Source organism: Pedobacter heparinus DSM 2366 (genome assembly GCF_000023825.1).
In the GTDB taxonomy this organism is placed as follows: domain Bacteria; phylum Bacteroidota; class Bacteroidia; order Sphingobacteriales; family Sphingobacteriaceae; genus Pedobacter; species Pedobacter heparinus.
Window position 1 is genome coordinate 5,135,942 of record NC_013061.1, and the last position, 13,186, is coordinate 5,149,127.

General features: G+C 45.2%; 12 protein-coding genes. 7 read left to right on the forward strand and 5 right to left on the reverse strand.

Translation table 11 applies throughout. The annotated features are described in order from the left end of the window. Positions 1–104: 104 nt before the first annotated feature. The 5 genes from PHEP_RS21240 to PHEP_RS21260 all read left to right on the forward strand — a co-directional run bounded on the left by PHEP_RS21240 (position 105) and on the right by PHEP_RS21260 (position 7,431). Positions 105–731 carry a TetR/AcrR family transcriptional regulator gene (locus tag PHEP_RS21240; protein ID WP_015810057.1) on the forward strand — a complete coding sequence of 209 codons (627 nt, stop codon included), beginning with the start codon at positions 105–107 and terminating at the stop codon, positions 729–731. After that, positions 721–2,037 (forward strand): TolC family protein, encoded by a 1,317-nt coding sequence (locus PHEP_RS21245; protein ID WP_015810058.1) that lies wholly within the window; start codon positions 721–723, stop codon positions 2,035–2,037. The genes PHEP_RS21240 and PHEP_RS21245 overlap by 11 nt, the downstream gene beginning before the upstream one ends. A 20-nt stretch (positions 2,038–2,057) precedes the next feature. Next, the gene (locus PHEP_RS21250; protein ID WP_015810059.1) at positions 2,058–3,101 is read left to right on the forward strand and encodes an HlyD family secretion protein; all 1,044 of its coding nucleotides are present in this window, start codon (positions 2,058–2,060) and stop codon (positions 3,099–3,101) included. Positions 3,102–3,104: 3 nt separating this feature from the next. Further along, complete coding sequence (locus tag PHEP_RS21255; protein ID WP_015810060.1) at positions 3,105–4,652, forward strand: DHA2 family efflux MFS transporter permease subunit; 1,548 nt, start codon at positions 3,105–3,107, stop codon at positions 4,650–4,652. Positions 4,653–4,842: 190 nt separating this feature from the next. Continuing rightward, complete coding sequence (locus PHEP_RS21260) at positions 4,843–7,431, forward strand: phosphoenolpyruvate carboxylase (protein ID WP_015810061.1); 2,589 nt, start codon at positions 4,843–4,845, stop codon at positions 7,429–7,431. Positions 7,432–7,506: 75 nt separating this feature from the next. Here the strand turns inward: PHEP_RS21260 and PHEP_RS21265 are convergent, their stop codons facing one another. From PHEP_RS21265 to PHEP_RS21280, 4 genes are all read right to left on the reverse strand, one after another. After that, entirely contained in the window at positions 7,507–7,755 is a 249-nt protein-coding gene (locus tag PHEP_RS21265) for a DUF6952 family protein (RefSeq protein WP_015810062.1), read from the reverse strand. Beyond that, on the reverse strand, positions 7,752–8,063 hold the full coding sequence (locus PHEP_RS21270; protein WP_015810063.1) for a thioredoxin family protein: 312 nt from the start codon (positions 8,061–8,063) through the stop codon (positions 7,752–7,754). The genes PHEP_RS21265 and PHEP_RS21270 overlap by 4 nt, the downstream gene beginning before the upstream one ends. A gap of 15 nt (positions 8,064–8,078) precedes the next feature. Further along, positions 8,079–8,711 (reverse strand): peroxiredoxin, encoded by a 633-nt coding sequence (locus tag PHEP_RS21275; protein WP_015810064.1) that lies wholly within the window; start codon positions 8,709–8,711, stop codon positions 8,079–8,081. Between the two features lie 126 nt (positions 8,712–8,837). Next, entirely contained in the window at positions 8,838–10,046 is a 1,209-nt protein-coding gene (locus PHEP_RS21280; protein ID WP_015810065.1) for a hypothetical protein, read from the reverse strand. A 44-nt stretch (positions 10,047–10,090) separates the two neighbouring features. Here PHEP_RS21280 and PHEP_RS21285 point away from each other — a divergent pair, with 44 nt between their 5' ends. Beyond that, positions 10,091–11,503, forward strand: a complete 1,413-nt coding sequence (locus PHEP_RS21285; protein ID WP_143715789.1) for an aldehyde dehydrogenase family protein — start codon at positions 10,091–10,093, stop codon at positions 11,501–11,503. A 1-nt stretch (position 11,504) separates the two neighbouring features. On the opposite strand, the gene ygiD is transcribed toward PHEP_RS21285, so the two are convergent. Next, positions 11,505–12,332, reverse strand: a complete 828-nt coding sequence (gene ygiD, locus PHEP_RS21290) for a 4,5-DOPA-extradiol-dioxygenase (RefSeq protein ID WP_015810067.1) — start codon at positions 12,330–12,332, stop codon at positions 11,505–11,507. 118 nt (positions 12,333–12,450) lie between these two features. Between ygiD and PHEP_RS21295 the strand changes: the two genes are divergently transcribed. Further along, entirely contained in the window at positions 12,451–13,182 is a 732-nt protein-coding gene (locus PHEP_RS21295; protein WP_015810068.1) for a peptidylprolyl isomerase, read from the forward strand. Positions 13,183–13,186: the final 4 nt, after the last annotated feature.

The following is a 13,186-nucleotide window of genomic DNA, read 5'->3' on the forward strand; positions in this document are numbered from 1 at the left end:
AAAATAGCAAACACTTGTCAGCTTTTGGTCAATTATTTAAAATATCCTGAGCAATTATTAAATTAATCAATCGATTGATTAATTTTGTCAGCACAAATTTTCAAATGGAAAAGATAGACAAGAAGGCCAATATCCTGGAAGCAGCAGAAAAGCTGTTTGCCGAACTCGGTTATGAGGCAACTTCTACACGTCACATTGCAAAAGAGGCCGGTGCCAACATGGCCATGATCAATTACTACTTTGGCTCAAAGGAAGGGGTATTCATGGAGATCATGAGCAAAAGGATAGCCGATTTTAACACCCAGCTTACCAGCATTACCCAGGACAGGTTATCGGGCATGGAAAAATTACTTAAAGTAATTGAAGGCTATGCCTCAAGGATCCTCTGCAATCATGGCCTGCATAAAATGATGCACAGGGAACTCTCTTTACCACACCGCCCTGAAATGTTTTTTAAAATAAAAAACTCCATGGCCGAGAATTTGTTTGTCATCGAAAGGATTATTAATGAAGGCATTGCCGATGGAAGTTTCCGGCAGGTAGATGTCAGGATGCTGATCGCTACCTTAATGGGCACCATCAGCAATGTAGCCATCTCTCCGTCTAAAATTACTTCAGGAACAACGCTCGACATTAACAACGAAGAAGACCGTAAAGTGATCACAGCACGGTTGATTACCCATTTAAAAGACCTCATCATCACGTATTTAACACCAAAAAATGATACATAAATCAATCAGATTAAGCTTCTTAACATTTATTATCCCGGGAATCCTCTACGCCCAGGACATAAAAAAATTAAGCTTGCAGGAGGCTATCGCCCTTGGGATAGAGAACAGCAAAAATCTAAAACTATCGCAAAATAAAGTAGAGCAGGCCATTGCGCAGTTAAACATGGTTAAAGACAATGCTTTACCAAGCGCAAAGGCATCGTTTTTGTACAACCATGCCGAAATCCCCACCAACACCTTAAGCATTGGCGGCGGCAACCCGATCCATCTGCCCAAGCGCGCAGATGCCTTTATCGGTACTGCTGCTGTTGAAGAGCTGGTTTATGGCGGCGGAAAATTGAAATATGCCGAAGAATCTACCCGGCTGCTTTCCGATGTGGCGCGCCTGGATGCGGATAAAAACAAAGAAGAGATCAGCTACGCTGTCATCAACACCTATTATTCCTTGTTTAAAGTGATGCAAAGCAAAAAAGTTATCGCACAAAACCTGGAGTCTATCGACAGTCAGCTTAAACAGGCGCAGCGCTTTTTTGAACAGGGAATTGTAACCAAAAATGATGTATTGAGGTTCCAGCTGCAACAGGCAAATATCTCGCTAACCGATATGGAGGCAGAAAACAACCGCAAGATCATTAACTACAACCTGGATATTTTACTCGGATTAAACGAAAATACGCAGATCGAAATTGCCGATCCGGATGCCGCAGCAAAAGCCATCGGACCTTTAAGCAGTTACATCGACCTCGCCCTGGGCAGCAGACAGGAACTCAGACAGCTGGACCTTCAAAACAAGGTGGCCGATGTCAATATCAAGTCGGTAAAAGCCAATACCCTTCCTACTGTTGGGGTAGGCGCTAACCTCTATTACATTAACCCGAGTGGCAAATTTGTACCGCCAACAGACCAGTACATTATGCCGGTAACCCTGGGGGCCAACATCTCCTGGAATATTGGTAACCTGTGGACCAACAAACACAAGGTAACCGATGCCAGAATTCAGCAAAAAGAGGTAGAGCTACAAAAAGACATCCTTTCTGACCAGGTTAAAACGGAGATCAACAGCAATTACCAGCGCTACCAGCTGGCCCTAAATAAGATCAGGGTACTGGAAACATCCATTGCCCAGGCTACAGAAAACGACAAATTGCTGGCCTCAAAATATAAAAACAATGTCGCTTCGGCAATAGACAGGATTGATGCCGAAACCCTGCTTTATCAGGCTAAAATTAACCTCGAACTGGCTAAAGCCGATGCAGGTCTGGCTTATTATACTTTACTAAAATCTACCGGAAAAATTTCTCAATAAACACCAAAACAAATCAGGCAATGACAACTGAAAAGAAAAAAAAGAATAAAGTTATCCCTATCATATTGGGCGTACTGATCATTTTAGGCGCCATATTTGGTACCAAAGAATACCTCTATTACAGCAAACATGTAGATACGGACGATGCCCAGATCGATGGCGACATCAGCCCGGTAGTTTCCCGCGTTGGGGGTTATGTTCAGGAAATAAACTTCGAAGAAAACACCCATGTTACCGAAGGACAGGTACTGGTTAAACTGGACGACCGTGACTATAAGCTAAAACTGGAACAAGCCCTGGCCGGACAAAAAGGGGCCAGTGCAGGTGTTGGTGTTTCTGAATCGCAGATTGCTGCCACAGCAGCAAATACCAGTACGGCCAAAGCCAATATTGAGGCCGCCAAAGTTAAGCTGAACCTTGCCCAGAAAGATTATGAGCGCTATGCCAACCTGGTAAAAGACGGTTCTGTAACCCAGCAGCAATTTGATCAGGCCAAAGCACAAAAAGAATCTGCGCAGGCTGCTTTTACCGCTGCAAACGATCAGTACAATGCGGCAGTAAAACAGGTAGGCACCAGCCAGTCGCAGCTTGCAGTAAGCAGCAATACCGTCACCCAGCACCAGGCCGATGTCGATTTTGCACGCCTGCAGCTGTCGTACACCGAGATCAAAGCTCCGGCAACGGGCATCGTTTCTAAAAAGAATGTACAGAAAGGGCAGTTGGTACAAGCCGGACAGGCTTTGTTTTCCATTGTAAACGACAACAGCATCTACATTACCGCAAACTTTAAAGAAACCCAGCTGGAAGATATCAAAACAGGCTCAAAAGTTAAAATAGATGTGGATGCCTATCCCAGCGACGAGGTATTGGGCGAAGTGTACAATTTTGCGCCCATCACCGGCGCAAAGGGTTCATTGCTCCCACCCGATAATGCTACCGGAAACTTTGTAAAGGTAGTGCAGCGTGTACCTGTGAAAATAAAAATAACCAAAGCCCCCAAAGAGATCCTTGCCAAACTGCGCCCCGGAATGAGCGTTAAGGTTTCTGTCTCTATAAAAGATTAAACAATGGCCGAGAAAGGTTTAAAAAAGTGGATCATCACCTTTACAGTGATCACAGCTTCTCTTTTGGAGCTGATTGATACCACCATTGTAAACGTGGCGATCCCTCAGATACAGGGCAACCTGGGCGCAACACTCGAAGATGTGGCCTGGTTGTCTACCGGTTATGCAGTTGCCAATGTAATTGTATTGCCGATGTCCGGCTGGCTTGGCAGCCGTTTCGGACGAAAAAACTATTTCCTGTTTTCCATCGTCCTGTTCACCGTAGCCTCTTTTCTCTGTGGTAATGCAACTAACCTGGAAGAGCTGATCGCTTTCCGCATTTTGCAGGGTCTTGCAGGTGGGGGTTTAATTTCAACTGCCCAGGCCATCTTAATTGAAACCTGGCCCCGCGAGGATGTGGGTATCGCAACTGCTTTATTTGGTTTGGGTGCGGTAGTAGGCCCCACTGTTGGCCCCACAATTGGTGGTTACCTGCTCGAGATCAGCACCTGGCCGCTTATATTTTATGTAAACATTCCCGTCGGCATCCTCGCCGCGTACTGTACGTATATGTTTGTACGGGAAACGCCGAAGGATGGCAAAGGTATGCCGGTCGACTGGTGGGGAATTGTATTATTGGCCGTTGCGGTAGGTAGCTTACAGACCGTATTGGAAAAAGGGGAAAGTGAGGACTGGTTTGCTACGCCTTACATCACGGCGCTCGCCGTAACTTCGGTACTTGGCCTGCTCCTGTTCATCTGGAGAGAGCTGAGTACAGACCACCCTATTGTAAACTTCAAGATCATGCGCCACCGCAGTTTTTCTGTGGGGATGTTCACCTCATTTATTTTAGGCTTTGGTTTATACGGATCCGTATTCGTGTTCCCTGTATTCTGCCAGAATTTACTGGGCTTCTCTCCGCTTCAGACAGGAGAACTGCTCTTTCCCGGGGGGCTCTGTACCATCGTGATGATGCCTTTTATCGGAATTATGCTCAAGAAAAACATTCCTGCCCAGTTTATGGCAACCATAGGGATGTTCCTCTTTTTTGTATTCTGCTCTATGCTCAGCAAGTCCACCCTGCAATCGGGCACCAATGATTTCTTCCTGCCCCTGATGATCAGAGGTGTGGGTATGGCCCTGTTATTTGTACCGCTTACCACCTTGGCCATTCAGGACCTTAAAGGGGCTGAAATTGGCCAGGGTTCAGGCCTCAATAACATGATGAGACAGTTGGGTGGTTCATTTGGTATTGCCGCTTTAACTACCCTCATCCATGTGCGTCAGGGTTTTCACCGCAGCAATCTGCTGGTCAACATCAACGAATACAATCCGGCTTTTACCGACCGCTTTAACGGCTTTATCCAAAATTTTATGGCCAAAGGCTATACTTATCTGGATGCAAAGGCCCTGGCCACAAAAGCTATAGAAGGCACTGTAACCAAACAGGCATTGCTGCTCACTTACAGTGATGCGTACTGGGTGGCCGGGCTGATCCTTTTGTGTTCTATCCCGCTCCTGTATCTTCAGAAATTTAAAAAGAACGTTGCCGTTCCGGCAGATCTGCATTAAAAAAAAACAGCCGTCAGAAAAATCCTGACGGCTGTTTTACCCCAAAAAAATAACAATTAAGATTTATTTAATCTTTATGTATCTAAGTTAAAGATTTAAAAAAACAAATCAAAATAAATTTATTGCCCTGTTTAAGCCGTTATTTCGATGATTTGTGGTAAATTAAGCGCGAAAATATTTCGTTTAAATTATGATGCAGAAACAGCGAGCAAAAGGTCAGAGAGAGTCTATATTTAACAATGAGGTCGTATCCCGGTTCGAGCTTTACAATAGTCTTTTTCTTACCCTTCCGTTTTACAAGGTGAAAGATACCGGTACCTTATTACCCTTATTTATTAAATACTGTGAAGATGGCATAAACAACCACCAGACTCCGGCAACTATTATTGATGCTTTTTTTAAGAAGTATACCCAAAACAACTCAAATAAAGACATTATTGACCTCCTGTTCCGCTTTATCCAGTACATAGAACGTCAGGTGGTATTGTTTGATGCGGTAGAAGATGCTTCATTTAATAAACTGAATGCCGCTGATGAGCACAATGCCCTGCTGTCTTACCTTAAAAAGGGAATAGACAACAAAGCCCTGAACGATAAGATCGAAAAACTCATTGACGAGTTTTCTTTGCGCCTGGTGCTCACCGCACACCCCACCCAGTTTTACCCTGGCAGTGTACTTTCTATCATTACAGACCTCACTACGGCCCTTAAAACCAACGACATCTCTACCATAAACCTGTTGTTGCAGCAATTGGGCAAAACACCTTTTTTCAATAAAAAATCACCAACTCCGGTTGATGAGGCCCTAAGCCTGGCCTGGTACCTGGAAAATGTATTTTACTTTGCCGCAGCCAACATACAGTCTGAAATAGACAAAAGCCTTAACGATTATAACCTCGAATCTAAAAAGATCATCGAGCTGGGCTTCTGGCCTGGTGGCGACCGTGACGGTAATCCAAATGTACATACCGATTCTACCATACAGGTTTCAAAAATGCTGAGACAGATCCTGTTCAGGTGTTATTACCGCGATTTCAGGAACCTGAAACGTCGCATTACCTTCCGTGGTGTAGAAGAACATATTGCCATTGTACAGGACGTATTGTACAAAAACGCCTTTGATCCCAATATAGAAACGGAAAACATTGCCGATTTTTTAATCGAAAACCTCAATAACATCCGGGCTACACTGATGGACGACCACGACGGCCTGTTTGCAGACCTTGCCTCAGACCTCATCCGTAAGGTAGAGCTATATGGCAGTCATTTTGCCTCTCTCGACATCAGACAGGACAGCCGTGTGCTCAGGGATGTACATGCCTTCTGCCGTCAGCGCAAACCGATCATTTCTTTATTCCCTGAAAACTACGACAGCCTTTCCGAAGCGGAAAAGATCAAGGCCCTTTCTTTTAAAAGTGCGAGGATCAATTATAGTGAAAACAAAGATTCCCTGATCAATGATACCCTGCAAACCATTACAGAGATCAAACAGATCCAGGAAAGCAACGGAGAACTGGCCTGCCACCGTTTCATCATCAGCAATTGCCAGCAGGCCAGCGATATCCTGCAGCTGATGGAACTTTTCCTTTGGAACGGCTGGGAAGAGACAGACCTTTCCATAGATTTTGTACCCCTCTTTGAGACTGTACATGATCTTGCCGATGCTGGAGGGATTATGGAAACCCTGTACGCCCATCCTTTTTACAAAAAACACCTGAAAAGAAGAGGCAATAAACAACACATCATGCTGGGCTTCTCCGACAGTACAAAAGACGGAGGTTACCTGATGGCCAACTGGTCTATTTTTAACGCAAAAGTAGCTTTAACAGAAACGGCAAATAAACACAACATACAACTTGCCTTTTTTGACGGCCGTGGGGGCCCGCCTTCAAGGGGCGGAGGCAAAACACACCGTTTTTATGCCTCGATGGGTAAAGAGATTGCGAACAAAAACATCCAGCTTACCATTCAAGGCCAAACCATCAGTTCACAATACGGATCTATCGATAGTGCTGAGTTCAACATTGAGCAACTGATCAATGCAGGAATATCTGCCGGCATCAAAGAAACCCATAACATCCTGCTCGACCCGCTGCACAAGGAACTGCTGGATGTAATGGCAAAAGAGAGTTATGAAGCCTTTGTAGACCTGCGCAAACATCCTTTATTTTTAAGCTATCTGGAAAAATTCTCTCCGTTAAGCCTTCTTTCAAAAATTACCATCAGCAGCAGGCCTGTAAAACGGAATTCCGGAGGGGCTTTAAAACTGGAAGACCTCAGGGCCATCAGCTTTGTAACCGCATGGAGTCAGTTAAAGCAAAACATACCTGGCTTTTATGGCATGGGCACGGCCCTGAAGAACCAGGAAAAACTGGGCAACTGGGACAAGGTGGTAAAAACCTATCAGGAATCAGGGTATTTCAAAACCATCATCGACAATTGTATGATGTCTATGAGCAAGTCCGATTTTGCCATCACCGCCCACTTTGCAAACGACAAAGAATACGGGGCTTTCTGGAAAATGCTGCACGATGAATTTGAGCTGTCCAAAAGCATGCTGCTGAAGCTTTCGGGTCATGAGACTTTAATGGAAAATTATCCTGTAGAGAAGCGCTCTATTGCCGTAAGGGAGAAAATTGTATTGCCATTGGTATTGATCCAGCATTATGCCCTGGAAAGATTGCAAACTGAAATCACCGCTGAGGAACAACAATCTTACGAAAAGCTGGCCATCAGAACTGTATATGGTATTGTAAATGCCGGACGGAACCTCGCTTAAAGGATCCGTGGCCAGCTTATAATAAAAAAGGGAGGTTCCAATGGAACCTCCCTTTTTTATATGTTACAGGCTAAATTATCGATCGATAGAGCCCATTACCTTCTGCCCAAAAGCATTCAGTGCATCTCTTTCGGCCATTCCCGATTTTACGCTCTCATGCACCTCAAGTGCGCCACAGATATTGGTGATCAGCTCTCCTGCCACATCAATCTCCTGCTCATTTACGCCCCTGAACTCACAATAAGCCTCTAAAACCGTTAAAGTAGCTTCCAGATTTTCAGGCGTGCTGTTTTCAAACAGCTGTCTTATTACTGGTATCTTCATGATCTTATCTTATCAAATAACTCATTTAAAACTTCTGCCTTATTGGTCTGAACCTGATCAACCAGGGCTCCGCCTTCAAAGGCCGCAAAAGTTGGCAAATTATCAACGTTTGCCAGTTTACGTGAACCCGGAAGTTTTTCAGCATCAACAATAAGGAAGGTTACATCTTCATTTTCTGCTGCCAGTTTTTTAAACTTTGGCTTCATGATCCTGCAGTTTCCACACCAGGATGCGGCATACTGAACCATCACCTTGTTGTTATCGGCCACATATTGCTGAAGATTATCTTCTGTTAATTCTAAAAACATATTTTCGTTGATTAATTAATTAGCGCTCAGATATTCTGCAACGCCGGTCCTGTTCGCACTCATCGCTTCCTTACCTTCTTCCCAGTTTGCAGGGCATACTTCACCATGTTTCTGTACATGGGCATAAGCATCTATTAAACGCAGGTATTCTTTTACATTTCTGCCAACAGGCATATCGTTTACACTTTCGTGGAACACTTTACCCGTCTCATCAATCAGGTAAGTAGCCCTGAAAGTAACATTTGAACCACTGAAAGATTCGTTTCCTTCTTCATCATACTCCACTTCCTGATCAACAATTCCTAAAATATTGGCCAGATGCCTGTGTGTATCCGCCAGGATCGGGTAAGTTACACCTTCAATACCACCGTTGTCCTTTGCGGTATTTAACCAGGCAAAATGAACTTCATTGGTATCGCAAGAAGCACCAATTACAATGGTATTTCTTTTTTCAAAATCAGGTAAGGCCGCTTGAAAAGCATGCAGTTCAGTTGGACAAACAAAAGTGAAATCTTTTGGATACCAGAATAACAATACTTTTTTTTCTTTACTAACTGCTTCTTCAAATACATTGATCTTCAGATCATCGCCCATTTCAGACATCGCATCAATGCTAACACTCGGGAATTTTTTACCTACTATAGCCATAATTATATTTTGTATTTATTGTTTTTTTTGATGGCACAAAGGTACGGCTATCGCCCCTCAAAAACAACCGGAACCGGGATATAAGGGATACTTAATCTTGATACAGATATAGACAAAATCTATGGCCTACCGCAGCACCTTTCCTGCTTTATCTATATTCACAATAAAGGGGTTCAAATACTCGTTCAGCAGTACAGCAAATTCCCTGCGCGTTGCAATGCGGTTCAGGTCAAATTCTGTTTTAAATTTATAGCCTGTCTTCCATTTCTTTTTCACTTCTTCCCTCGTGTTTTCGGGCGATTTATTTCCTACCATACAAACCAGGCTCAATACTGCGCCGATGCTCATTTCAGGTTCCTTGTAATCGTCAAACCAGATCTGTGCCTTATAATAAAAGCTTTTTACGGGCTCCTTTATTTCAGTTATAGTTACCGGCTGCTCCGGCAAAAAGCGTGCTGTACCCGCAGCAATCTGAGCCTTCAAAAAGCCCGAAAGGCCAAGTAGCTGAATTGCTTTCCAGTTGCTGTCTGCACTAGGCACATCGGCAAAAGGCATTACCGAAAGTTTATGGTCAATCAGCTCCCGCTGTATCACCTTTAAATTAGATAATGAGGTTTTTGTTTTAAAAAATGCTGCATAAGCGGCTGTAGCACCTGCTGCCTGCCCGGCAGCTATGCTCTCCTGAACCGCATTCAGCACCACCAGGTTTTCCTGGCCGGGCAGCAGCAAATTGTGCATCAGCAGAATATTACCTGTAGCACCCCCTTCTGCATAGCCTGAAGCTACACTCAGGCGGTAAAGGTTGTCGGCATAACTTAAAGCCTGCCATTGTTTGGCTGCAGCGGCCGGCAGCGCAATGGCGGTATTTACCTGGCCAGTATGGTCGGCATTTACCAGTACTTCCGGTTTTATGGTCCTCCCGTCTGCCAGCAGCACATTCCAGTTGTTGCCCGAGCGTTTGATCCTGGACCATTTTATATTGCGGATCACCGTTAAATTCTTCACACTGTCGCCCCAGTTTTTAAGCACCACGTTTGCGCTCGTCCCATCCACATAAACCGCAGCGGTGCTGTCCTTAATGCCCTTCTCTTTGCGCATTTTATTTAAAAAGGTCAGCTCCAGTCCCGAGGCCAGGTTTTTATCCATTGCAGCAAGATTAAACTCCGGCTCCTGCAACAGCAATATGGTCTTTACGCCCGACAAGGCCGATTGAAAGCCTGCACCGATTGCATTATTTCCATTCCCGATGACCAGCACCCCCGTTTTAATGGTCTGGGCCATCGCTGCCTGGGCCAATACTGCAATTACGAAAACAACAAATAATCTCCTTTTCATTTTGTATCTCTTATATTTAATTAATCATCTGCAATATCGGTCAAATGAAGTATTTACGGGAACCCCAAATGATGCACTCCGCTTTTGAAGCCCAGCAAAAACATAAATATACACTTAGAAACAGCAATGCTGCACAAAGAATTGACAAATTAAAAACCTTAAAGGCCTGTATAGAAAGCTATGAGGAAAAAATTTATGCTGCCCTGCAAAGTGATCTGCGAAAAAGCCGGTTTGAAAGTGCGCTTACAGAACTGATCTTTATTTACAGTGAGATCGGCTTTGCCATCCATAACCTGAACAGCTGGATGAAACCGAAAAGGGCTGGCAAAACCATCAGTAATCTTTTTGCGAAAAACAGGATCTGTTACGAGCCAAAGGGCTGCTGCCTGATCATTGCGCCCTGGAACTATCCTTTTCAGCTCCTCATGAGCCCCCTCATCTCGGCCATAGCTGCGGGCAATTGCGCGATACTGAAGCCATCTGAACTGAGCCCGGCTACCAGTTCGGTGATTGCAGCGCTGATCAGGGATTGTTTTGATGAACGTGAGGTCTGTTGTTTTGAAGGGGACGCCGGCATTTCCACTGCGTTGCTTGAGCTGCCTTTCGACCATATCTTTTTTACCGGCAGTACCGCAATTGGCAAACTGGTTATGCAGGCCGCCGCCAAAAACCTCAGCTCGGTTACCCTGGAGCTTGGCGGCAAATCGCCTGTTATTATAGAGGAAACGGCCAACCTGAAAAAAGCAGCCGAAAAAATTGCCTGGGGCAAACTGATCAATGCGGGCCAGACCTGTATTGCCCCCGATTATGTGCTGATCCCCCGCGATCTGCAACAGTCTTTTATCGAATATTATAAAGAGGCCGTTAACCGCTTGTTTTTTAAGAACGGAAAGCTCAATACCGAAGTTTATGCAAAGCTGATCAGTAAAAAACACTTTGAAAGGCTGTCAGACTTAATAACAGATGCCCTGGATAAAGGGGCCATCACGGTGCTGGGTGGCGAAAAAGATGAATCCAGCCAGACCATATCCCCAACTGTACTGGCCCGGATCCCCGTAGGAACGACCATCATGAAGGAAGAGATCTTTGGGCCTGTCCTGCCCCTTATCGCTTACCAGACCCTCAGCGAAGCGGTTGCTTATGTAAACCATAAAAGCAAGCCGCTGGCTTTATATGTTTTTAGTGCCAACCGCAAAAACATTCAATACATCCTCAAAAACACCTCTTCCGGAGGGGCCTGTATCAACGATGTCCTCATCCACATTTCCAATCCGAAACTCCCTTTTGGTGGGGTAAACGGGAGCGGAACGGGCAGCTGCCACGGCTTTTTTGGCTTCAAGGCCTTTTCTCATGAAAGAGCAGTAGTCTACCAGTCGCCCATCAATACCACAGCGCTCATTTACCCGCCTTATGAAAACAAGTCCCGGCTGCTGAAATGGTTAAAAAAACTGCTGTAAATTACCCTACACGAACCGAGGTCATGGTCAGCGAGCCCCCCACGGCTTTGTCGTTAAACAAAGAAACCTCCTCATTTTTATTTTGCAGGCCCAAAGTATACAACAGGGGCAGGTAATGCTCGGGGGTAGGAATGGCCATCATGGCCGCGCTACCCAGGCGTTGGTAGTTCAATAAAGGCTGGTGTTCCCCGTTCATGATCAGGCTTTTGAACTTCTCATTCATTTCCAGGGCCCAGTCGTATCCGCCGCCGTTGATCATTTCCCAGCTCATCATCCTCAGGTTATGCACCATATTGCCACTCCCTAAAATCAGCACACCCTTTTTACGTAAAGCCGACAGCTCTTTGGCCAGGTTATAATGATAGGTCGCATCTTTGGTATAATCGATGCTCAGCTGCAGTACCGGGATATTGGCTTTAGGGTACATATGGCGCACAACCGTCCAGGCCCCATGGTCAAGGCCCCAGTCGTGGTCAAGCCCCACTGCTGTGCTATGGATCAGTCCGGCAGTTTCTTTGGCCAGTTCCGGATCACCGGGAGCCGGATATTCCACGTCAAACAGGGCCTGCGGAAAACCGCCAAAGTCGTGGATCGTTTTTGGAAAATCCATTGCCGTAACCTGCGTACCCCGCGTAAACCAGTGTGCCGATACCACCACTACCGCTTTGGGTTCCGGGATGTTTCGGCCCATTTCGACCCATTTGGCACTGAACTCATTGTCCTCAATCCCGTTCATGGGCGAACCATGGCCCATAAAAAGCACTGGCATCAGCTGGCCCTGATCCTGCAGGCTGCTGGTAAATGTGTTAAACCCGGCTAAGTTTGACATAATCGTTACTGGTTTTAAATGATTTACAAAACTATAACGGATCAGCGACTTAATTGTTGATCCAGGATAAGAAATTGTCTGGCCAAATAAATAACTTAGCAGGATAATTAAACTGATAATGAAGAATTATTTTACCATAATCCTTTGCCTATGCTTTATTTCAGCATTTTCTGCAAAACCTAAGCACCAGTATGTTAAAATCAAAACTACATTCGGCGAATGCATCATCAAATTGTACAATGAAACCCCGCAGCATCGCGACAATTTCCTTAAGCTGGCCGCAGCGGGCACTTATGATGGCACGCTTTTTCACCGTGTGATCAAAGATTTTATGATCCAGGGTGGAGACCCCGACTCCAAAACAGCACTCCCGGGTGCTTTGCTTGGTGAGGGAACTGTAGGCTATACCGTTCCTGCTGAATTTCGCGACAGCCTGTTCCATAAAAAAGGGGTACTGGCCGCGGCAAGGGACAATAATCCGGAAAAAGCATCCAGCGGCTGCCAGTTTTACCTGGTGCAGGGCAAAATATTTACAGACCAGGGCCTGGATGACCTGGAAAATAAACGCCTTAATTTCAAAATCCCCCTTTGGCAAAGGGAAATTTATAAAACCATTGGCGGTACACCCCATTTAGACCGCAATTATACGGTTTATGGCGAGGTGGTTAAAGGAATGGAACTGATTGACAGCATTGCAGTAGTGAAGACCGACAGCAACAACCGGCCGCTTGAAGATGTAAAAATGACGGTTACTGTTTTAAAACGCTCCGAATCCCGAAAACTGGAAAAGGAAATCGCTAAGCTGGAAAAAGCGGCCCACACTTCATCACAAAAGAAAAACAAAATTTAAACAG

Excerpts from the sequence above, each read along its gene's own strand:
- PHEP_RS21240 (WP_015810057.1), top strand. The coding sequence starts at position 105 with ATGGAAAAGATAGACAAGAAGGCCAATATCCTGGAAGCAGCAGAAAAG.
- PHEP_RS21245 (WP_015810058.1), top strand. The coding sequence starts at position 721 with ATGATACATAAATCAATCAGATTAAGCTTCTTAACATTTATTATCCCG.
- PHEP_RS21250 (WP_015810059.1), top strand. The coding sequence starts at position 2,058 with ATGACAACTGAAAAGAAAAAAAAGAATAAAGTTATCCCTATCATATTG.
- PHEP_RS21255 (WP_015810060.1), top strand. The coding sequence starts at position 3,105 with ATGGCCGAGAAAGGTTTAAAAAAGTGGATCATCACCTTTACAGTGATC.
- PHEP_RS21260 (WP_015810061.1), top strand. The coding sequence starts at position 4,843 with ATGATGCAGAAACAGCGAGCAAAAGGTCAGAGAGAGTCTATATTTAAC.
- PHEP_RS21265 (WP_015810062.1), bottom strand. The coding sequence starts at position 7,755 with ATGAAGATACCAGTAATAAGACAGCTGTTTGAAAACAGCACGCCTGAA.
- PHEP_RS21270 (WP_015810063.1), bottom strand. The coding sequence starts at position 8,063 with ATGTTTTTAGAATTAACAGAAGATAATCTTCAGCAATATGTGGCCGAT.
- PHEP_RS21275 (WP_015810064.1), bottom strand. The coding sequence starts at position 8,711 with ATGGCTATAGTAGGTAAAAAATTCCCGAGTGTTAGCATTGATGCGATG.
- PHEP_RS21280 (WP_015810065.1), bottom strand. The coding sequence starts at position 10,046 with ATGAAAAGGAGATTATTTGTTGTTTTCGTAATTGCAGTATTGGCCCAG.
- PHEP_RS21285 (WP_143715789.1), top strand. The coding sequence starts at position 10,091 with ATGAAGTATTTACGGGAACCCCAAATGATGCACTCCGCTTTTGAAGCC.
- ygiD (WP_015810067.1), bottom strand. The coding sequence starts at position 12,332 with ATGTCAAACTTAGCCGGGTTTAACACATTTACCAGCAGCCTGCAGGAT.
- PHEP_RS21295 (WP_015810068.1), top strand. The coding sequence starts at position 12,451 with ATGAAGAATTATTTTACCATAATCCTTTGCCTATGCTTTATTTCAGCA.